Genomic DNA, 21442 nt, shown 5'->3' with positions numbered 1-21442 from the left:
GCATGAGCGTCGATGTGAACAACGAGTCCGGGTACGACGTCGACGAGGCGGAGTTCGCCGCGCTGACGCGGTACGTGCTGGACGCGATGCACGTGCACCCGCAGACCGACGTCTCGATCCGCCTGGTCGACACCGACGCGATGACGGACCTGCACGTGCAGTGGATGGACGAGCCGGGTCCGACGGACGTCCTGTCGTTCCCCATGGACGAGCTGCGCCCCGGTCGTGAGGGCGAGCCGTCCCCGGTCGGCCTGCTCGGTGACGTGGTCCTGTGCCCCGAGGTGGCCGCCCAGCAGGCGCGCGCCGCCGGGCACTCGACCGCCGAGGAGCTCCTGCTGCTCACCACCCACGGGCTCCTGCACCTGCTCGGGTACGACCACGCCGAGCCGGACGAGGAGAAGGAGATGTTCGCCCTCCAGCGCCAGCTGCTGCTGACGTTCCTGGCGTCGCGATGACCGACGTCCCCGCCGCGCTCCTCGTCCTGCTGGCGGTCCTCGGCATCGCTGCCGCCGCGGCCCTGTCGGCGGGCGAGATCGCGGTGGTGCGCGTGTCGCGCGCGGCGGTCTCCGAGCTGGTCGCCGAGCGGCACCCCGCCGCCGGGCGGGTGCGTGCCCTGACCGAGCACCCGAGCCGGGTCGCCGCCGCGGCCGCGTTCGTGCGGCTCCTCACGGAGATGACCGCGACCGTCTGCATCACGCTCGCCGTCGGGTCGGGAGACCTGCCCTGGTGGGCGGTCCTGCTGATCTCCGTCGCCCTGTGCGGCCTGGTCGCGTTCCTCCTCGTGCGGGCCAGCCCGCGCACGCTCGGCCGGCGGCACCCGGCCCGCACCCTCACGGCCCTGTCGTGGCCGCTCACCGCGGTCACCGCGGTCGCGGGGCGGCTCGGTGCGGTGGGCCGGCCGACCGCGGGGTCGGCCGAGGAGGAAGAGGACGAGCTGCGCGACATGGTCCAGCGCGTCAGCGAGTCGGACGTGATCGAGGACGAGGAGCGGGAGATGTTCCGCTCGGTCCTCGAGCTGGGCGACACGCTCACGCGCGAGGTGATGGTCCCGCGCACCGACATGGTCACCACGCCCGAGGACACGCCCGTGCGCAAGGCGCTCGCCCTGCTGCTGCGGTCGGGGTTCTCCCGCGTGCCGCTGACGGGGGAGTCGGTCGACGACCTGACCGGCGTCCTGTACCTCAAGGACGTCGTGCGGCGGTTGCCGATCGCACCCACCGGCCGCTCGAACAACAATGAGCAGCAGGCCATGCTCGACGCCCCGGCCAGCTCCCTGGCGCGGCCCGCGGTGTTCGTGCCCGAGTCCAAGCCCGTCGACGAGCTCCTGCGCGAGCTCCAGGACGGGTCGTCGCACATGGCGATGGTGGTCGACGAGTACGGCGGGATCGCGGGGCTCGTCACCATCGAGGACGCCCTCGAGGAGATCGTCGGCGAGCTGACCGACGAGCACGACCCCACCGCGCCGGTGGTCGAGGACCTCGGTGACGGCGTGTTCCGGGTTCCGGCCAGGCTTGGCCGCGACGAGCTCGGCGAGCTGTTCGGCATCGAGGTCGACGACGAGGACGTGGACAGCGCCGGCGGCCTGCTGGCCAAGGCACTGGGTAAAGTTCCACTGCTCGGGTCCGCCGGGGACATCCACGGGCTGCACCTCGTCGCTGACCGCGTCGAGGGTCGGCGTCGCAGGCTGGCCACCGTCCTGGTGAGCCAGATCGGCAAGGTCGGCCCCGAGCCCGACGACGAGCAGGACAGCGCGGGTTCCACACGTGACCCCGCGTCCGACAACCACGGAGCAACCCGATGACCTTCCGATCCGGCTTCGCCTGCTTCGTCGGGCGACCCAACGCCGGCAAGTCGACGCTGACCAACGCGCTGGTCGGCCAGAAGGTCGCGATCACGTCCGGCCGGCCGCAGACGACGCGGCACACCATCCGCGGCATCGTGCACCGCCCCGACGCGCAGCTGATCCTCGTCGACACCCCTGGCCTGCACCGGCCGCGCACGCTGCTCGGCGAGCGGCTCAACGCGCTGGTCAAGGACACGCTGACCGAGGTCGACGTGGTCGGGTTCTGCCTGCCCGCCGACCAGCGCGTCGGCCCCGGCGACCGGTTCATCGCCGAGCAGATGACCGAGCTCGCGCGCGACGGCCGGGGCACGCCAGTCGTCGCGGTCGTGACGAAGGCGGACCTGGTCGGCAAGGGCAAGCTGGCCGAGCACCTCATGCAGGTCCAGGAGCTGGGCGAGTGGGCCGACATCGTTCCGGTCTCGGCGGTCGGCGGCTACCAGGTCGACGTCCTGGAGAAGGTCCTCATCGGGCACCTGCCCGAGGGGACGCCGCTCTACGCGGAGGGCGAGCTGACCGACGAGCCCGAGGCCGTCATGGTCGCCGAGCTGGTCCGGGAGGCCGCGCTCGAGGGCGTGCGCGACGAGCTCCCGCACTCGCTGGCGGTCGTCGTCGACGAGATCGTGCCGCGCGACGAGCCGGCCGCGGGCGGGGTGCCGATGCTCGACGTGCGCGTCCACCTGTTCGTCGAACGCGACAGCCAGAAGGCGATCATCATCGGCAAGGGCGGTGCCCGGCTGCGCGACGTCGGCAGCGAGGCGCGTCGCGGGATCGAGGCACTCCTCGGCGCGCGCGTCTACCTCGACCTGCACGTCAAGGTCGCCAAGGACTGGCAGCGTGACCCCAAGCAGCTCGGGAAGATGGGCTTCTAGACGACATGCTGAAGAAGGACGTCGAGACGTCGAGCGGGTCGGTGGTGTCGAGCCCCGAGACGTCGGTCGCGCCGCGCGGGACCTCGCGTGCGCCCGAGAGCGGCAGCCGGACCCGGTCCGCGCTGGGGATCGCGGCGAGCACCGTGGTCGGCGTCGTGGTGCTGGCGGTGCTGGGGTCCATCCTCGGGCCGCAGTGGGACCCGACCCCGCTGACCGACCCGTTGCAGGTGCAGACGGCGTCGACCGCGATCGGGAGCGCGGGGACGGTCGGGAAGTACGAGGTCAAGACGACGGTCGTGACGGTCCAGCTGGACGGGACGACGATCGACGCGCGGATCAGCGAGCCCGTCGGCCTCGACGAGCCGAAGCCGGGCGTGGTGTTCATCCACGGTGCGGGCACGGGCGAGTACAAGATCGCGTTCCTCGCGCAGGCGAAGGCGCTGGCGGCCTCGGGCATCGTCGCGATGGTGCCCAACAAGCGGCTCGACACGTACACGACCCGCCACCGCGACTACCCCGCGATGGCCGAGGACTACGCCGCATCCGTGAAGTTCCTGCAGTCCTACCCGGGCGTCGACCCGGACAAGGTGGGCCTGTACGCCGAGAGCGAGGGCGGCTGGATCGCGCCGGTGCTCGCGGCCGAGCACCCGGACGTCGCGTTCGTCGTCCAGGTGTCGTCGCCGGTGGTCCCGCCGCGCGAGCAGGCCGCGTTCGCGGTCGACTCCTACCTGCGCAACACCGGCGTGCCTGACGGCGTGTTCCGGGCGATCCCGCGCGCGGTCGGCATGTCGATCCCGGGCGGTGGGTTCGAGTACGCCGACTTCGACGTCACGCCGTACCAGCGCCGCATGCACCAACCGGTCCTCGTCGTCTACGGCACCGGCGACATCTCGATGCCGACGATCCAGGGCGCCCAGCAGATCATCGACGACACCGCCCTGGCCGAGAACAGCGACATCACCGTGCGGTACTACGCGGGCGCCAACCACGGGATCCGGGTGGACGGGGTCGTCGACGCCGCGTTCCTCGACGACCTGTCGGGCTGGATCCTCGGGCTGCCCGGGACGGCGGCATCCGAGCCGCGCGTCGCCGGCGACCAGCCGGTGCAGACGTACCTCGCCGCGCCGGTGCCGCACCCGGTCTGGAACAGCGACGTGGTGCTGGTGCTCCTCGGGCTCGCCGTGCTGCTGATCCTGCTCGGGCCCGTCGCGATCGGGGTTGCCCGTGGCATCGAGGCGGTCACCGTGCGCGGCGACGCGCCGGTGGGACACCGGTTCGCGCACGGCATCCTGCCTCGGCTGGTCGCGGTCGGCGTCGGTGCGATCGTCACGCTGGTCGCGCTGGTCTGGTACATCGTCTCGATCGCCCGGCTCGCCCTGAACTACCAGCGCGACGACCTCGTGGTGCAGGGCGGCTGGATCCTCGTCCGCGTCCTCGGAATCGCCGTCGTGGTCGCTGCGGTGCTGCTCGTGCGGCAGTACCGTCGGGCTCGGGGTGCCGGTGCACGCCCGGCGCCCGGCGTCCTGCGGACCTTGGTCCTATGGGGCGGTGTGGTTGGCTCGGGCATCCTTCTCGTGGTGCTCGCCTACTGGGGTGTCTACCAGCTGGGCATCTGACCACAGGGTGGCCGCTCGTTGTGTACCTGAGGCTCAGGTAGGGGACGATGTGCGCCGATGATGACTGGAGGCACCCGATCGGGTGTCACCTCGTCGCGCGAACAGCTGGGGGGACCGCAGTGCGAACGTCGTGGGGTTCGGCCACCGACCGCGGACGCGTTCGCGACGTCAACGAGGACGCGCTCCTGGCCTACCCGCCGGTGTTCCTCGTTGCGGACGGCATGGGCGGTCACGACGCCGGCGACCTGGCCAGCCGGATCGCCGTCGAGGAGTTCGCGCAGCTCGCCGGCCAGGCGGCGGCCAGCGCGGACGACGTGCACGCCTGCTTCGAGCGGACCGCGGCGCGCATCCGCACCGAGTTCACGGGCGGGCGTCAGGGCGGCACGACCGTCGCGGGCGTCGCCGTGACCGAGCACGACGGCGGCTCCTACTGGCTCGTCTTCAACGTCGGCGACTCCCGCGTGTACCGCTGGGACGGCGAGTCCCTCGAGCAGGTCAGCGTGGACCACTCGGTGGTCCAGGAGCTCATCGACCTCGGCGAGATCGACGTCGCCGAGGCGGAGACGCACCCCGAGCGGCACGTGCTGACGCGCGCGCTGGGCACGGGCGACGCACCGGAGCCCGACTACTGGCTGCTGCCTGCGGGCCTGCAGGACCGGCTCCTGATCTGCACGGACGGGCTGACGCGCGAGCTCGGTGAGGCGGCGCTGCAGGAGGTCCTGGTCGGCACCAGCGACCCGCAGGACGCGGCCGCCCTCCTGGTCCGGCTGGCGCTCGAGCACGGCGCCCGCGACAACGTCAGCGCCGTCGTGGTGGACGTGGCCACCTCGGCGGGTGCGCACGAGGACGTGCACATCACCGTCCCGCGGGTCGACGCCGACCGCGGTCCGCACCTGTGGGACGAGATGCTCAACGGCGCCACCGTCCCGCGGTTCTACGCGCCGGGCGAGTCGCCGAGCGACACGAGCAAGCCCTACGAGGAGGACCCGTCATGAGCGTTCCCGAGTACTCCGCAGGCGAGTGGACCGCCATCGTGCGGCCGGGGTTCGTGGCGCTCCTGGGTCCGACGGCGGCCGAGTCCACCGTCCGCGACCTGTGGCAGGAGACCGGCGACGGCGTGTTCGCGGCGCTGGCCCTGCTCGCCCGCGACGGTTTCGCCGGCCTGCCCCCGTTCGCGCTCGTGTCGGTGGACAAGCGCCGCGTGCACGCCGCCCTGCGCGGTGACGTGGAGGTCGTCGTCGACCTGGACGGTCGCCTCGAGACGCTGCGCTCCGGCGAGGTCAGCACGTGGACGGAGCGGGTCCTCGACGGTGTCGGCTCGGTCGCCGTCCAGGTGGACCACGCGCCCGTCGACGCGCCGACCCTTCCGGTCGCCGACGGCGTCGTGCGCGCGTCGCGGGTCCGGATCGAGCTGTCCGTCTCGGACGAGGGCGCGGGCGGCGTCGAGGACGTCGCGATCGTGCCCGCCCAGGTCGTGGAGCCGGTCGCGGCCGACGAGCAGCCGGACGCCGTCCTCGACGTTCCCGACGTGCCGTCGTCGCCCGGCGACGAGGCCGCCCCAACCACAGACACAGACCCCGTCGCCCTCGTCCCGGTCCGCGACGAGCACGGCGACTCGTCCGGGGTCGTCGCGGCCGCCGAGGCGTTCCTGTCCGACTCCGCGTTCGACGAGAAGCACGGCACCGGCGGCGGCCCGACCGTCCCGCTGACGGGGGCGTCGCTGGACGACCACGACGGCCTGACGATCCTGTCCACCGACCTGGCGGACATCCGCGACCAGCTGCCGTCCTGGGCGTCCGACGACATGCCGGCCCCGTTCCGTGCGCCCGAGGGCGCTCCGATCCCGGCCAGGCTCGTGCTCTCGACCGGTCTGGTCGTGCCGCTGGACCGCGCGGTGCTGCTCGGTCGCGCGCCGCAGGTCGCGCGCGTCTCCAACCGCGAGCTGCCCCGTCTGATCACGGTGCCCAGCCCCCAGCAGGACATCTCTCGCACGCACGCCGAGGTGCGCGTCGAGGGGGACCACGTCCTGGTGACCGACCTCGACTCGACCAACGGCGTGCACGTGGCGCGGCCGGGCGAGGGCGCCCGTCGCCTGCACCCGGGCGAGCCGAGCGTGGTCGGTCTGGACGAGCTCGTCGACCTCGGCGACGGCGTGACGTTCTCCCTGGAGCGGGGTTCGTGACCGCACGCCGCGAAGCCTCCACCCCGCCGCAGCTCCCGGGGTACGAGCCCGTCCGTGTGCTCGGTCTGGGTGGCTTCGCGGACGTCTTCCTCTATGAGCAGCAGCTCCCGCGCCGCGAGGTCGCGGTGAAGGTGCTGCTCGCAGGGAGCCTCGACGACGACGTCCGGGCGCGGTTCCAGACCGAGGCCAACCTCATGGCCCAGCTGTCGCACCACCCGTCGATCGTGACGATCTACCACGCGGCCATCGCCGCCGACGGCCGCCCGTTCCTCGTCATGGAGTACTGCTCGCGCCCCGGGCTGGCCGACCGCTACCGGCAGGAGCGGATCTCGGTCCCCGAGGCGCTGCGCATCGGCATCCGCCTCGCGTCGGCGGTCGAGACCGCGCACCGCGCCGGGATCCTGCACCGCGACATCAAGCCCGCCAACGTGCTCACCACGGACTTCGGCTGGCCCGCGCTGACCGACTTCGGCATCGCCGCAACGACGGGTCAGGGCGGCGGCGCGACCGTGGGCATGTCGATCCCGTGGTCGCCGCCCGAGCTGCTCGGTGAGCACCCGACGGGTGACGAGCGCTCCGACGTGTACTCGCTGGCCGCGACGATCTACTCGCTGCTCGCGGGCCGCACCCCGTTCGAGATCGCCGGCGGCCAGAACAGCGCCCAGCAGCTGGTCGCGCGCATCGAGCGCTCCCCGCTGCCGCTGACCGGGCGCGACGACGTCCCGCCCGCGCTCCAGCAGGTGCTCGAGAGGGCCATGGCCAAGGTGCCGGCGCGCCGCTACGACTCCGCGGCCGCGGTCGCCCGGGCGCTGCAGCAGGTGGAGGTCGACCTGCGCCTGCCCGTGACGCCTCTGGACCTGACCGAGGAGGCGCTCGCCGCCCCGCGCGATCAGCCGGGCCCGGGCGACCGCGGCACGGGTGCGCCGCCGGTCGACGACGATGCGACGCGTCTGCGCTCGATCGTCAGCGTGGCTCCCCACGAGGCGCTGCAGGTTCCGGCGCAGCAGTCGTCCACCGGTTTCGTCCCGGGTGCCGACGAGGCGACCCGCGTCCGCTCGATCACGACCGTCTCCTCGGCCCCGACGGCGACGACCGCCTCCGACCCGCGCCCGGAGCTGCCGCGGTTCGTCGCGCCCGAGGAGCCCGAGGCGGCCGACGAGGTCGACGTTCCCGGTCGTCGGCGGACCCGGACGATCGTCGGCATCGTGTCGGGGCTCGTCGTGCTGGCGGCCGTGGCGACGCTGGGCGCCGTGGCGCTGCGCGCCGACGACACCCCGTCCGGGCCGCCGAGCGCAGGCCCGGAGTTCGTCCCGGACCCGGCACCGACCTCCATCGACGACGTCGTCCCGGCGCCCCACTCGCTGCAGGGCACCCGGCAGCCGGACGGCTCGGTGGTGTTCACCTGGGAGAACCCGGAGCCGCAGGACGGCGACCGGTACCTGTGGGGCGTCCTGGAGGCCACCGGCGAGCCCGAGCTCGCGCTGATCGACGTGCCGACCACGACGGTGCCCTCCGACGGCGGGACCGGTGAGGTCTGCATCGAGGTGTCGATCGTGCGCGAGGACCGGCGCTCGTCGGCCACCCCCGCGCAGGGGTGTGCGCCGTGAGGTTCGCCCGGGCGCGCACGAAGGTGACGACCACCGCCGCCGTGGTCACCGTCCCGGTGCTGATCGCGGTGCTCGCCTTCGTCAACCAGGGCTTCCCGCTCGCCCGGCTCGACCTCAACGACGGCGCCGTCTGGTTGACCGCGACGAGCCAGAGCCAGCTCGGCCGGTACAACGCCAAGGTCGAGGAGCTCAACGGCGGCCTGGTCGCCGAGGGGACGAGCTTCGACGTCCTGCAGGACGAGGGCGACATCCTGCTCGTCGAGCCCGGCCAGGTCTCGGTCGTCGACCCGGCATCGGTGACGGTCACGACGCAGGTGGCGACGCCCGGGACCGAAGTGCGGATGGCCGGCGGGACGGTCGCGATCACCGACGACGACGGCAACGCGTGGGTGCGGGCGATCGGCGACCTCGACGGCCTGCGGATCGGCACGGACACGCCCGACCTGGAGCTCGGCGAGGGCGGCAGCGTCGTCGTCGCCCAGGACGGCGCCGTGCTCGGCGTCGACGCGAAGGACGGGGCCGTGACGCGCCTCGACCTCTCCGACGGGTCGCTGCAGAAGTCCACCGAGGGGAGCCTTGGCGCCAGCGAGATCGAGCAGATCACCGCGGTCGGCGACCAGGCCGTCACGCTGTCGGGCAGCACGCTGCGCACGCCGCACGGCACGGTCGAGGTGCCGGGCGACGGTCTGCGCCTGCAGCAGCCCGGTCCGGCGTCGTCCGTGGTGCTGGTCTCGAGCACGACCGAGCTGATCGAGGTCCCGCTCGGCGGTGGCGACCTGGTGGAGCACGCGACCGGGGGGTCGGGGAAGCCGGCCGAGCCCGTGCGCGTCGGCACGTGCGCGCACGGCGCCTGGGCCACCGGGACCGGGTCGTACCTCCAGCTCTGCGACAACTCGGTCGCGCACGTCAGCGACCTCGAGGACATGTCGAGCGCGGACGCGCTGAAGTTCCGGGTGAACCGCCAGGTCGTCGTGCTGAACGACACGCTCCGCGGCCGGCTCTGGATGCCGCTGCAGGACACCGACCTGCGCGTGCCGAACTGGAACGACGTCGTCCCGCAGGAGAACCCCGAGGAGACCAAGGACGAGTCGCAGAGCTCCGACACGACGCAGGACCTGGTCACCGAGTGCTCGAACGAGTCGGCGCCTCCGACGGCCGCCGACGACGAGTTCGGCGTCCGCCCGGGCCGCACCACGATCCTGCCGGTCGTCGACAACGACTCGTCGTCGGACTGCGGCATCCTCGCGATCTCCCAGTTCGACCCCGTGCCACCCGAGTTCGGGACGGTCGAGTCGATCTACGGCGGCCGGGCCCTGCAGGTGCAGGTCGCCCCGGAGGCGGTCGGCTCGATCGACTTCACGTACACGATCACGGACGGGCACGGCACCACGGCCCCGTCGACGGCGCACGTGGTGCTCACGGTCCACGCCGCGGGGTCCGACGAGCCGCCACGCCAGCTGCGGACCGGCTCCGTGACGGTCGAGCAGGGTGGCCAGGCCGACCACCAGGTGCTCGCCGACTTCGTCGACCCCGACGGCGACGACCTGCTGCTCGTCGGGGCGTCGGCCGACGCGGCGGCCGGGTCGGTGCGCTTCCGTCAGGACGGGACGCTGACGTTCAAGGCCGACGGGCCGACGCTCGGCCGCACCCGCGTGACGCTTCAGGTCTCGGACGGCACCAGCACGACCGAGGGCGTCCTCGACGTCGACGTGCGCCCGGGCGGCTCGCTGGCACCGCAGATCGACCCGGTGTTCGCGGTCACCTACGTGGACATGCCCGTGACGCTGCACCCGCTCGACTCCGTGCGCAGCTCGTCGAGCGAGCCGCCGCGCCTGGCCGGGGTCGACGACGTGGTCGGTGCGACGGTGACGAGCGACCTGCAGGGCGGCACCTTCACCTTCAGCGCCGCGCGCGCGGGCAGCTACTACGTCTCGTTCCTCGTCGCTGCCTCGCCGCAGCAGGCCACCGGGCTCGCCCGCATCGACGTGAAGGAGTGGCCCGAGACGGCCGCCCCGCCGGTCGCGGTGCGGGATCGCGCCTCCCTGCCCGCGGGCGGCGAGGTCACGATCGACCCGCTGGAGAACGACTCCGACCCCGCCGGCAAGGTGCTCGTCCTGCAGTCGGTCGACGCCCCGGAGGGGTCGGGCCTGCGCGTCGCCGTCCTCGACCACCGCCTCGTGCAGATCCGCGGCGACCGCACGCTCACCGCGTCGGTCGTCCTGCGGTACTCGGTGTCCAACGGCCAGTCGTCGGCGATCGGGGAGATCGTCGTCCAACCCGTGCCCGCGTCGGCGTCGTCGCAACCCCCCGTGGTGCCCAACGTCGAGGTCGACGTGCGCACCGGCGGCGTCGTCACGATCCCGGTGCTCGAGGGCGCCTACGACCCGGACGGTGACCGGCCGACACTGGTCCCGCAGCTGTCCGAGGAGCTCGAACCCGGTCAGGGTCTGCTCTTCGTCTCGGGCGACGTGCTCCGTTACCAGGCCCCCGCGACCGCACTCACCGCGCACGCGACGTTCGAGGTCCAGGACGCCACGGGCAACCGCACCGCCGCGACGCTGACGGTCCGGGTGCACGAGTCGGACGCGAGCACTAAGGCCCCGCCGCGCCCGCGCGACCTCACGGCCCGCGTCTTCGAGGGCGACAAGGTGCGGATCGAGATCCCGCTGATCGGGATCGACCCGGACGGCGACGGCGTGACCCTGCTCGGCGTCGCCTCCGGCGCGACCCACGGTCGTGTGACGTCCGTCGGACCCGACTGGCTCGAGTACCAGGCGCTGCCCGGCGAGCTCGACACCGACGAGTTCACGTACGCCGTCGAGGACTGGACGGGGCAGCGCGCGGTCGCCAAGATCCGTGTCGGCATCGCCCCGCGCCCGACCGGCTCGGCGACCGTCACGGCCCGCGACGACCTGGTCACCGTCAAGCCCGGGCAGCGCGTCGAGGTGCGCGTGGTGGCCAACGACGTCGACTCCGGCGGCGGAGAGCTGACCCTGGACCCGGAGCTCGACATGGCCCCGGACACCGAGGCCCAGGTGGACGGGCGACGCATCATCGTGCAGGCCCCGGCCACGCCGACGGTCCTGCAGATCGGGTACGTCGTGGAGAACGACCGTGGTGGCCGCGACTCCGCGGTGCTCACGGTGACGGTCTCGCCCGACGCCCGGGTGCTGCCGCCGATCGCCCGCGACGTGGTCGTCAGCGCCCTGGACACGCTCGGCCGCACCGAGGTGACGGTCGACGTGCTCGCGGTCGCCCAGAACCCCAGCGGCCCGCTCAGCGACCTCGTGGTCTCCGTGCCGGGCTCGCTCGCGGACGTGGCCTCCGTCGTGGACGGCAAGGTCGTCGTCACGCTCGTCGACCACGCCCAGACCGTGCCGTTCCTGCTCACCAACAGCCTGTCTCCGGCGGCGGCCTCGTACGCCTTCATCACGGTCCCCGCGCTCGGGTTCTTCCCGCCGACCCCGCGACCCAAGGCGCCCACGCTCCGCGTCGCCTCCGGCGCCCAGCTGCTGATCCCGCTCGACGAGCAGGTGCAGGTCGCGCCCGGTCGCACGCCGACCGTCGCGGACCCGGCGGGCCTCAGCGCCACGAAGTCGGACCGCACCGACCTGCTGAAGGACAAGAAGACCCTCCAGTTCACCTCGGCGCCCGGCTACGCGGGACCCGCCTCGATCACGGTCCCGGTCACGGACGCGTCCGGGCCCACCGACGCGTCGGCGCGCACGTCGATCATCACGCTGCAGATCACCGTCTACGCGGTCGACGACCATCCGCCGACGTTCACGCCGTCGACGATCGACGTGGCCCCCGGCGAGGCGCCGCTGGCCGTCGACCTGCGGTCCTTCACCACGGGCCCGGAGGGTGACACGGAGGACCAGTCGCAGACGCGGTACTCCTACCAGCTGACCTCCGCGCCGCCGGCCGGGTTCACCGCCACCATGGACGGCACGTTCCTGCGGGTCGCGGCCGACCAGTCGACGCCCAAGGGACGCACCGACAAGCTCTCCCTGAAGATCGGCTACGGCCGCAGCGGCTCGCTCGACCAGACGATCGACCTGCGGGTGATCGCGAGCACGCGCCGCACCGCCCAGGTGCTCGACGTGAAGCTCGACGGCGTCGAGGGCAGGGAGAGCACCGTGCAGGTGCTGGAGAACGCCTACAACCCGTTCCCGGGCTCGCCGCTGACGGTCGTCGGGGCCACCGTCGAGACGCCGGGCGCCGGCACCGCCAGCGCGACGTCCAGCACCGTGAGCGTCCGCCCCGCGGCGGGGTTCATCGGGGAGATGGTCACGCGGTTCCGCGTCCGGGACGTCACCGGGGACCCCGACCGCGAGGTCGAGGGTCGGATCGTCACCGTCGTACGGGGGAAGCCCGCGACGCCGACGGCCCCGCGCATCGGTGAGATCCGGGACAAGACCGTCGTCCTGTCGTGGGACGCGCCCGACAACCGCGGTGCGCCGATCCTCGGCTACCGCGTCGTCGCGAACCCCGGAAACATCGTCCGGAGCTGCGTGAGCACGACCTGCACGATCGACAACCTCACCAACGACACCGAGTACACGTTCACGGTCGCCGCCCAGAACGTCGTCGACTGGTCCGACCCGAGCCCGAGCTCCGCACCGGCCCGTCCGGACGCGGTGCCCGGCCAGCCCACCGCTCCGACGCTCGAGTTCGGCGCCGCCTCCGTACGCGCGACGTGGTCGGCTCCGGCCTCGACCGGCTCGCCCATCTCCAGCTACACGCTCGAGATCTCGCCGACGCCCCCGTCCGGCTCGGCGACGGTCACCTCCGCGACGACGAGCTACACGTTCACCGGCCTCAAGAACGGCACCGCGTACACGGTCCGCGTCCGGGCCCACAACAAGGCGCCCGACCCCGGTCCCTGGTCGGACTCGTCGCTGCCCATGATCCCCGCAGCCGCGCCCGACGCCCCGGTCGTGACGGCCACGCGCAGCAGCGCGGGGGCCACCGGTCCGCAGATCAACGTGTCGTGGGCCGTTCCCGACGCGCACGGCGACGCCGTCCGGGGCTATGAGATCTCGGTCGACAACGGCTCGCCGGTCGCGCTCGACGCGGCCACGCTCACGTACGTGATCTCGCCCGCCGAGCGCGGGCACACGTACCAGGTCGCCGTCCGGGCGACCAACAAGGCGGGCGCGTCGCCGTGGGGCTCGGACACCGGGGAGACCTGGAGCCAGCCGACGGCTCCGACGACCCCGTCGATCGACCCCGGACCGACGGGCGTTCCCTGGGGCACCGGCTCGGTCACCCTCTCCTGGAGGCCGCCGGCCGACGCCGGCGGTGTGGGCGTCACGATCGCCGAGTACGAGGTCGAGCTCAACGGGATCTCGTCCCGGGTCGGGGTCGCGCAGTCGATCACGGTGTCGAACCTCGTCGGCGGACCGAGCCCGACGGCGCGCGTCCGCGCGTGGAACTCCCGGGGCCTTGCCGGCGACTGGTTGGCGCTGCCGCAGGTCCAGGTGGTCACGCTGCCGGCCGCCCCGGCCGTCTCGGTGAGCACCGGGGCGCTCGACCAGGTCACCATCGCCTACGCCGACGGGGACGCCGGCGGGTCGCCGATCACGGTCCGGCAGTACCGCATCGACGGCGGCCCGTGGCGGTCGAGCCCGGCGCCGACCGTCTACGGCGCGACCGACCCGGTGACGGTCTCCTACCGGGTGTGCAACGTCGCGGGGTGCAGCCCCGAGGTGACGAGCTCGGCGGCACCGGGTGCGCCCGCCACTCCCGACGCGCCGGCGCTTCCGACCGCCGTCCTGAACCCCGACGGTACGGTCACGGTCACGTGGCAGGCGCCCAACGACAACGGCCGACCCATCGACCGGTACGCGTGGCAGCTCAGCAGCGACCCCGACAACGAGGCCGGGCACGTGGACGGCGACGTGTTCTCGACGACGTTGTCGGTGGCGCCCGGGAGCAACCTCTCGGTCCGGGTGCTCGCACGCAACGCCGTCGGCTGGGGAACACCGAGCGCCTGGGTCTCACTTCCGGAGCCGGCGGTGCCGACACCATGAGCAAGGCCGCAACCGAGAACGACCCGACGACCGATCACCTGGAGAACGCACACATGGACCCCGAGCAGAGCACCTGGTTCGCCGAGACGTTCGACGCCCTCGTGTCCAACGTGGGCCTCGCGCTGCTCGGCAAGGACCACACGGTCCGCCTCGCGCTGACCGCGATGATCGCCGAGGGCCACCTGCTGCTCGAGGACGCACCGGGGACGGGCAAGACGTCGCTGGCCAAGGCGCTGGCAGCCACGGTCCAGGGCAGCCACCACCGCATCCAGTTCACGCCGGACCTGCTGCCGTCGGACGTCACGGGCGTGACGATCTACGACCAGGGCACGCACCGGTTCGAGTTCCACCCGGGCCCGATCTTCGCGTCCGTGGTGCTGGCCGACGAGATCAACCGCGCGTCGCCCAAGACGCAGGCCGCCCTGCTGGAGGTCATGGAGGAGGGCAACATCACGGTCGACGGCGTCACGCACCCGGTCGGCCGCCCGTTCATGGTCATCGCGACGCAGAACCCCATCGAGCAGGCCGGCACGTACCGCCTGCCCGAGGCGCAGCTGGACCGCTTCCTCATCAAGACCTCGCTCGGCTACCCCGACCGGTCCTCGACCATCGAGATCCTGGCCGGCGCCAAGGACCGCACGACCAACCTGCAGGCCCGCATCACGACGGAGGCCGTGGGCACGATGGCGGACCTCGCGCAGACCGTGCACATCGACGACGTGGTGCTCGACTACGTCGCGCGCCTGACCGAGGCCACGCGCGACGACGCGCAGACGCTGATCGGTGCGAGCGTGCGCGGCGGGCTCGCTCTCGTGCGCACGGCGAAGGTCTGGGCGGCGGCCGCGGGCCGCGAGTACGTCATCCCCGACGACATCAAGGAGCTGGCTCAGCCGGTTCTCGCGCACCGCCTCATCCTCGACACGGAGGCCGAGTTCGCCGGGGTCACCGCGATCGACGTGCTGGCCCGCATCCTCGAGACGACCGCGCCGCCGGCCCTGCGGGCGGCCTGAGCACCATGGGTCTGCGGGTCTCACCGGTCGGGTGGGGAGTGGCGGTCGTCGCCCTCCTCAGCCTGCTGCTGGGCCGACGCCTCGGGTGGCTGGAGCTCGCCTCGATCGGTGCCGCGCTGATGGCGGTGCTGCTCGTCGCCCTGCTGATGACCGTCGGACGCTCGCGGTACGCCATCACGCTCGACATGGCCGACCGACGCGTCAAGGTGGGGGAGCGCGCCCTCGGCCGGCTCGAGGTGCGCAACGTCGCACGTCGCCGGTCGCTGCCGTCGCGCGTCGAGCTCCCGGTCGGGTCGGTCACCGCCGAGTTCTCGGTGCCCGCCCTCGGTGCCGGGGCGGAGCACGACGACCTGTTCGCGATCCCGACCGCGAAGCGCGCCGTCATCGTCGTCGGGCCCGTGCGCTCGGTGCGGGGCGACCCGTTCGGCCTCGCGCGGCGCAGCGTGCGCTGGACGCGGCCGGTCGAGCTCTTCGTCCACCCGCTGCTCGTCTCGCTGGCGGGCGCCAGCTCGGGGCTGCTGCGCGACCTCGAGGGGCAGGCCACCCGCGACCTGTCCGACTCGGACCTGTCGTTCCACGCGTTGCGCGACTACGTGGCCGGGGACGACCGTCGGTACATCCACTGGCGGACGACCGCGCGGCGCGGCAGCCTCATGGTCAAGCAGTTCGAGGACACGCGGCGCACGCAGACGGCGATCGCGCTGGCGACGGACCCGCGGGACTACGCCGACGACGACGAGTTCGAGCTGGCCGTCTCCGTGATCGCGTCCGTGGGCGTCCAGACGATCCGCGAGGAGCGTGAGCTCGCGATGATCGCGGGCCCGGGCAAGCTCCGGGTGGAAACGCCCCCGCTGCTGCTCGACGACTGCTCGGGGCTGGAGCTCCACCCGAGCGGCGCCGGCATGGCGCTGCTGGGCCGGCGCGTCGCGCAGGAGGCGCCCGAGGCATCCGTCGCGATGCTGGTCACGGGCTCGGAGCCCTCGACGGCCGAGCTGCGGCTCGGCTCGCGCCACGTGCCCGCCGGGACCCGCACCGTCGTCGTGCGCTGCGAGCGGGGCGCCGACATCACGGTGCGCACCCACGGCACGCTCAGCCTGGCGACGATCGGGTCGCTCGACGACCTGCCGCGGCTGCTGCGGCGGGTGACGGCATGACGACAGCCGCCCGCCCGCGCGCGCTCGGCGTCGGCGCGGTCGACGCCGTGGTGCTCCTCGGTGCGCTCGGGCTCGCGCTGCTTCCCCTGCTGTCGGTCTACGGCGACCAGGCGGCAGTCCCCGCGCTCGTCGGCGGGCTCCTGCTCGGCGCTGCCGTCGCCGCCGTCGGCGCCTGGCGCCGCTGGTCGGCGCTGACCGTCGTGGCCGTGCTCGTGCTCGTGTTCTTCCTGGCCGGTGGGCCGCTGGCCGCACCGCGCACGACGATCTCCCGGTTCGTGCCGACGGGGGAGACCGTCGTCGCCCTGGCCCGCGGCCTGGCGTCGACGTGGAAGCAGGTGCTCACGCTGCAGCCGCCGATCGGTACCAGCGGCACCCTGCTCGTCGCGATGTACACGATGGCGTTCGTCGGCGCGGCGGTCGCCGTCGCGCTCGCGCTGCGCTCACGGCGTCCGGCGGCCGGTGCGTCCGCAGCAGTCGTGCCCGTCGTCGCCGTCGTCGGGGCGATCCTGCTCGGAACGCGGACCCCGTCGGTGTCGCCGATCGTCACGGGGACCGTGCTCGCCGTGGTGCTGCTCCCGTGGGCGGCATGGCGCGCGGGTGCCTTCCGGCCCCAGCGTGTCGTCGCGACGACGATGCTGCTCCTGGTCGCGGTCGCCGCGGGGATGTTCGGCGCGCCCGCCGTCGTGGCGTCGTCGGACCGGTTCGTGGTGCGCGACGAGATCGTGCCGCCGTTCGACCCCCGCGACTACCCGAGCCCGCTGTCCGCGTTCCGGGAGTTCGTCAAGCAGGAGGCCGACACGCCCCTGTTCACCGTCACCGGGCTGCCCGAGGGCGCGCGCGTCCGGCTCGCGACGATGGACCGGTACGACGGCGTCGTCTGGAACGTCGCGGGCGACGGCTCGGCGCAGGCCTCGGGGGAGTTCCGACGCGTCGGTGACGTGATCGAGTCCAGCGCCCGCGGCGAGCAGGCGCGCGTGTCGTTCGACATCGAGAACCTCGGCGGCGTCTGGCTGCCCACCGTGGGGTCGGCCACCTCGTTCGACGTCTCCGATCCGACCGCGGCGAACGGCCTGCGGTACAACGACGCGACCGGAGCAGCGGTCGTGACGGGCGGTGTCCACGAGGGGCTGTCGTACGACGTCGAGGTCGTCGTGCCGCCGGCGACGGACCCCAAGACGGTCGGCCGCGCGCCCGCCTCCGACGTCGCGCAGCCCGCGCTGGCCGGCGTGCCGGACATCGTCTCGATCACCGCGGCCGACGTCGCGCGGGACGCGGGCAGCCCCGCGCAGATCGCGCTGGCGCTCTCGAGCTGGCTCAACGAGCAGGGCTACTTCAGCCACGGCATCGTCGACGCGGGCGACTACGCGTCGCTGTCCGGGCACGGTGCCGACCGCATCACGTCGCTGCTCGGCGGCGACGTCATGGTCGGTGACGGCGAGCAGTACGCCGCCGCGCTGGCGCTCATGGCGCGCGAGATGGGTCTGCCGGCGCGCGTGGTGCTCGGCTTCAAGCCCGGCGCGGACGCGACGGGCGCACCGGTCGACGGCCCGGTCACGGTGACCGGCAAGGACATCCAGGCGTGGGTCGAGATCCCGTTCCAGGGCTACGGCTGGATCCCGTTCGACCCGACGCCGCCGCCGGAGCAGACGCCGCAGGAGAACGACAAGGACAAGCAGACCGAGCCCGACCCGCAGGTCGTCCAGCCGCCGCCCCCGCCGCCGCCCGCGGTCAACCCTCCCGACGAGGACACCGAGCAGCCGCAGACGGACGACCCGGCCCCCGACGCGAGCAGCTCGCCGCTGTGGCTCCGGGTGACCCAGGTCGCCGGCGTCGCGACCATCCCGCTGATCCTGCTCGCGGCACCGTTCGTGGTGATCGTGCTGCTCAAGACCCGCCGACGCCGTCGCCGGCGGCGCAGCGCGGACCTCGTGGACCGCGTGGCCGGCGGCTGGGACGAGGTGCTCGACGTCGCGCGCGACCTGCGGCACCCGACCGGCGGCCTCGCCACGCGCAACGAGTCCGCCAAGGCATTGGCGGCGTCGTTCGAGGACGTGCCGGACGGCGCTCTGGTCGCGTCCCGCGTCGGGGCGCTCGCCCGGTCCGCCGATCGCGCGGTGTTCAGCACGGCGACGCCGAGCCCGGAGCAGGCGGCCGCGTACTGGGCCGACGTCCAGGTGGCTGTCGACGCTATGGCGCACAGCGTGGGCTGGCGACGACGCGTCCGGGCCCGGCTGTCGACGGCCTCGCTGCGGCAGGAGAAGCGGCGTCGTCGCGCGGCCCGACGACCGACCGTCGTCTCGTAGCCATGACCATGCCCTTGCCCTTGCCCGCCATGCCCACGCACGACCGACCCCACACCAGGGAGCCCAGGTGAACGCCCGGTACGCACGCGCAGACGCCGCGCCCCCCGCCTCGATGGGACTCCGGTTCGTCGCGGTGCTCCTCGACGCCGTCGTCTGGCTCGCCGTCGGCGGCTGGCTCATCGCCCTCGGGGTCGTCGACTGGGCGCGCGCCGAGCCATCGACGCCCGCGTCCGAGGACGCGCTGGGGCTCATGACGGTCGGACTGGCGCTCACGGGTGCGCTCGTCCTGACGCAGTGGCTCCTGCACGGCCGGTACGGCTGGACCCTCGGCCGCCTGGCGACCGGGGTGCGCACGCTGGACGTCGAGACGCGCCAGCCCGTGGGCGTCGCACGCATCTTCGTGCGCAGCGTGGTCGTGGCGGCCGGTGCCGTGGTCCTGCTCGTCGGTGCCGTCGTGGTGCTCCTCTCGCCGTTCTTCGACCGGACGCGACGCAACCGCGGCTGGCACGACCGCGCCGCCGGCGACGAGGTGCTGGACGTCCGCCGTTCGGTCCTCGCCGCGGCCGAGCAGCCACCGCGCCGCAGCCGGCCGGTCGCGACGGAGCCGGCGCCCCCGCGGAACCCGGCGCCCGTGCCCGACTGGGCCTCGGCGCCGMGGCCCCCGACCGGGAGCCAGCCGTCGCTCGTCCTCGCCCCGGTCACCCCGCGGCGCAGCAGCCCGGACCTCGACACGCGGACCATCCCCGTGGTGCGTCCAGGGCTGGCCTACGGGCTCACGCCCGAGCTGGAGCTGACCCGTCCGGCCGCGCCGCGCGCCGACCTGATCACCGGTCCGCCGCCGGTGCCGGAGCGCCCGGCGGCGGAGTTCGAGCTGTCGGACGGCCGCCGCGTCAGCATCGAGCGGACGGCGCTCGTGGGCCGCAACCCGGCCTCGGACATGCCGGTGCAGCTGGTGCGCTTCCCCGACCCGACCCGGTCGGTGTCCAAGACCCACCTGCAGATCGGCGTCGAGCCTGGGGGCGTCTGGGTGGCGGACCGCGGCTCGACCAACGGCACGGTCGTGACGCTGCCCGACGGCGGCCAGGTGCTGTGCCGGGTCGACCAGCAGGTCCGGCTGCGCGTCGGCTCGACCGTGGTCTTCGGGGAGTGCTCGATGCGGCTCGTGAAGCTACCCGGCCCCACGGCCTAGAAGCGGCCTAGAGTCGGTCCATGGCGGAGCGACGCCTGGCGGAGCGGCCGGCGATGCAGCTCGTGGGACTGGACGAGGACGCGAACGACACGTCGTCGCCCGTCCGGTCTGCGCCCGAACGCCTGCACGAGGCCGCCACCGGCGCGCGCACGTTCGCCTCCCGGCGGCCCGGGACCGCGGGCGCGGTCGTCCTGGCTGTCGTCGGCCTGCTCGCCACGGTCGTCCTCGTCGGGCCTGGTTGGCTGAGCGCGCGTGAGCGTGCCGAGGTGCTGGGACCGGCGGCCTTCGTCGGCGCGGTGGACTCGCTGCGTGCGGCGCCGCAGGTGCGCTGGACGGCGCAGGTCGACGGATCGGCGGCGCCGTTGCTCGTCGGCGACGTCGTCGTGGTGACCACCGGCTCCGTGGAGGACCGCGACCGGCAGATCGTCGGCCTCGACGCGATCACGGGCGCGGGCCGCTGGGCGATCCCCCTCGGCGCCGCCCCGGTGCCGGACTCGGTCACGTGCAAGTCCGTCGGGGACCTGCTCGCCTGCGTCTCCGGCCCCACGCCGACGCCCGACCGGCGCGACCTCGCCCAGGTGCCGGACAGCGACGTCGGGGTCGGGACGCTCTGGGCGATCGACCCGACGGACGGGACCGTCCGAGCGCACCACCCCGTGGCCGGCTGGGTGATGGCGACGGCCGCGGCGGGCTCGGACCTCGTCGTCGCGTCGTACGTGTTCGGGCGGCTCACGATCCGGCGGATCGAGCTGCTGACCGGTCGCAAGGTCTGGGAGACCGAGCGCTTCGTCACGGCCCGGTCGTCGACCAACGGCCGCATCCGGCTGGTCGTCGGGGGCGGGCTGGTCATGGCCAACGGCAACGACAGCACCCTCCTGCTCGACGCCGCCACGGGGGAGCGGCAGGCCCGCTCGACGGAGGCGCTCGGGGTCGACGAGACCCGGCTCGTCGCCGACGGCACCCTCGTGCGCGAGCAGTACCGGATCCTGGGCTCGGCGATCGTCGCCCGTTCCTCGCTGTCCACCGGCGAGGGCGACCCGTGGCTCACCGCCGAGGGGTCTGTGCTCTCGGTCGACGTGTCCGACGGGTCGTCCGGCTTCACGTTCACCTCGGACGGTCTGGGCGTCGACGGCGTCCGGGCGTACCGTCCGGGCTTCGACCAGCAGGCCTGGCAGACGCCGACGCAGGCGACCCGGGTGTCGGTCGACGCCGCCGGACGCGTCGTCGTGCGCAACGGAGGCACCCTCGCCGGGCTCGACGCGGCCGACGGCGCGGTCGTCTGGGTGCGCGACCTCGGTGCGGTGTCCGGGCCTGCGGTCTCGGACGGCCGACGGATCGGGGTCGTCCGGGGCGGCCTCGACGACCGGCCGGTCCTCGTCGCCGTCGACCTGGCGGAGGGGACCATCGAGTGGGAGCTCCCGCTGCCCCCGTCGACGACCCGCGTCGTCCAGCTGGGCACGCAGCTCTACGCCGTCGGCGACGACGCGCTGGTGGCCCTGCGGTGACCCGTGCGATCCCGTCCTGTGGCACAGGTTGCGGAGGGGTCCGGTGTTCGGGGTACGGTGACATCGTGCTCGGGATCACCCTCCTTCTTCGTTGCCGCGACGAGGCCCTCTAGGCCGCATCCTCGTCGC

The 21442-nt window shown here is 73.6% G+C and carries 13 protein-coding genes; all 13 read left to right on the top strand.

Features of this window, described 5'->3' with window-relative positions; translation table 11 throughout:
• Window positions 1-2 precede the first annotated feature (2 nt).
• The gene (gene ybeY / locus AC1DUE_RS03160) at window positions 3-455 is read left to right on the top strand and encodes an rRNA maturation RNase YbeY (protein WP_477037935.1); all 453 of its coding nucleotides are present in this window, start codon (window positions 3-5) and stop codon (window positions 453-455) included.
• Entirely contained in the window at window positions 452-1801 is a 1350-nt protein-coding gene (locus tag AC1DUE_RS03155) for a hemolysin family protein (RefSeq protein WP_477037934.1), read from the top strand. The genes ybeY and AC1DUE_RS03155 overlap by 4 nt, the downstream gene beginning before the upstream one ends.
• On the top strand, window positions 1798-2712 hold the full coding sequence (gene era / locus AC1DUE_RS03150; protein ID WP_477037933.1) for a GTPase Era: 915 nt from the start codon (window positions 1798-1800) through the stop codon (window positions 2710-2712). The genes AC1DUE_RS03155 and era overlap by 4 nt, the downstream gene beginning before the upstream one ends.
• Window positions 2713-2717: 5 nt before the next feature.
• Complete coding sequence (locus tag AC1DUE_RS03145; protein WP_477037932.1) at window positions 2718-4328, top strand: alpha/beta hydrolase family protein; 1611 nt, start codon at window positions 2718-2720, stop codon at window positions 4326-4328.
• Between the two features lie 119 nt (window positions 4329-4447).
• Window positions 4448-5323 (top strand): PP2C family protein-serine/threonine phosphatase, encoded by an 876-nt coding sequence (locus AC1DUE_RS03140; RefSeq protein WP_477037931.1) that lies wholly within the window; start codon window positions 4448-4450, stop codon window positions 5321-5323.
• A complete protein-coding gene (locus AC1DUE_RS03135) occupies window positions 5320-6510 on the top strand; it encodes an FHA domain-containing protein (protein WP_477037930.1) in 1191 nt (396 codons plus the stop codon). Before AC1DUE_RS03140 ends, AC1DUE_RS03135 begins: the two co-directional genes overlap by 4 nt.
• A complete protein-coding gene (locus AC1DUE_RS03130; protein WP_477037929.1) occupies window positions 6507-8117 on the top strand; it encodes a serine/threonine-protein kinase in 1611 nt (536 codons plus the stop codon). The genes AC1DUE_RS03135 and AC1DUE_RS03130 overlap by 4 nt, the downstream gene beginning before the upstream one ends.
• A complete protein-coding gene (locus AC1DUE_RS03125; protein WP_477037928.1) occupies window positions 8114-14152 on the top strand; it encodes an Ig-like domain-containing protein in 6039 nt (2012 codons plus the stop codon). Before AC1DUE_RS03130 ends, AC1DUE_RS03125 begins: the two co-directional genes overlap by 4 nt.
• Before the next feature lie 53 nt (window positions 14153-14205).
• Complete coding sequence (locus AC1DUE_RS03120) at window positions 14206-15162, top strand: AAA family ATPase (protein ID WP_477038096.1); 957 nt, start codon at window positions 14206-14208, stop codon at window positions 15160-15162.
• Window positions 15163-15167: 5 nt separating this feature from the next.
• Window positions 15168-16316, top strand: coding sequence for a DUF58 domain-containing protein (locus AC1DUE_RS03115; protein ID WP_477037927.1), 1149 nt, complete (start codon window positions 15168-15170; stop codon window positions 16314-16316).
• Entirely contained in the window at window positions 16313-18619 is a 2307-nt protein-coding gene (locus AC1DUE_RS03110) for a transglutaminase TgpA family protein (RefSeq protein WP_477037926.1), read from the top strand. The genes AC1DUE_RS03115 and AC1DUE_RS03110 overlap by 4 nt, the downstream gene beginning before the upstream one ends.
• Window positions 18620-18686: 67 nt before the next feature.
• Entirely contained in the window at window positions 18687-19808 is a 1122-nt protein-coding gene (locus tag AC1DUE_RS03105) for an RDD family protein (RefSeq protein WP_477037925.1), read from the top strand.
• Between the two features lie 20 nt (window positions 19809-19828).
• Window positions 19829-21313: an outer membrane protein assembly factor BamB family protein gene (locus AC1DUE_RS03100; protein ID WP_477037924.1), complete on the top strand. Its 1485-nt coding sequence runs from the start codon at window positions 19829-19831 to the stop codon at window positions 21311-21313.
• Window positions 21314-21442 lie beyond the last annotated feature (129 nt).

Source organism: Cellulomonas sp. P4_A2, from assembly GCF_056402515.1.
This window is presented reverse-complemented; position numbering and strand designations above follow the sequence as displayed.

What these genes read in the sequence shown, in the direction of transcription:
- AC1DUE_RS03100 (WP_477037924.1), top strand. Translation starts at nt 19,829, where the DNA reads ATGGCGGAGCGACGCCTGGCGGAGCGGCCGGCGATGCAGCTCGTGGGA.
- AC1DUE_RS03115 (WP_477037927.1), top strand. Translation starts at nt 15,168, where the DNA reads ATGGGTCTGCGGGTCTCACCGGTCGGGTGGGGAGTGGCGGTCGTCGCC.
- ybeY (WP_477037935.1), top strand. Translation starts at nt 3, where the DNA reads ATGAGCGTCGATGTGAACAACGAGTCCGGGTACGACGTCGACGAGGCG.
- AC1DUE_RS03120 (WP_477038096.1), top strand. Translation starts at nt 14,206, where the DNA reads ATGGACCCCGAGCAGAGCACCTGGTTCGCCGAGACGTTCGACGCCCTC.
- AC1DUE_RS03110 (WP_477037926.1), top strand. Translation starts at nt 16,313, where the DNA reads ATGACGACAGCCGCCCGCCCGCGCGCGCTCGGCGTCGGCGCGGTCGAC.
- era (WP_477037933.1), top strand. Translation starts at nt 1,798, where the DNA reads ATGACCTTCCGATCCGGCTTCGCCTGCTTCGTCGGGCGACCCAACGCC.
- AC1DUE_RS03155 (WP_477037934.1), top strand. Translation starts at nt 452, where the DNA reads ATGACCGACGTCCCCGCCGCGCTCCTCGTCCTGCTGGCGGTCCTCGGC.
- AC1DUE_RS03145 (WP_477037932.1), top strand. Translation starts at nt 2,718, where the DNA reads ATGCTGAAGAAGGACGTCGAGACGTCGAGCGGGTCGGTGGTGTCGAGC.
- AC1DUE_RS03135 (WP_477037930.1), top strand. Translation starts at nt 5,320, where the DNA reads ATGAGCGTTCCCGAGTACTCCGCAGGCGAGTGGACCGCCATCGTGCGG.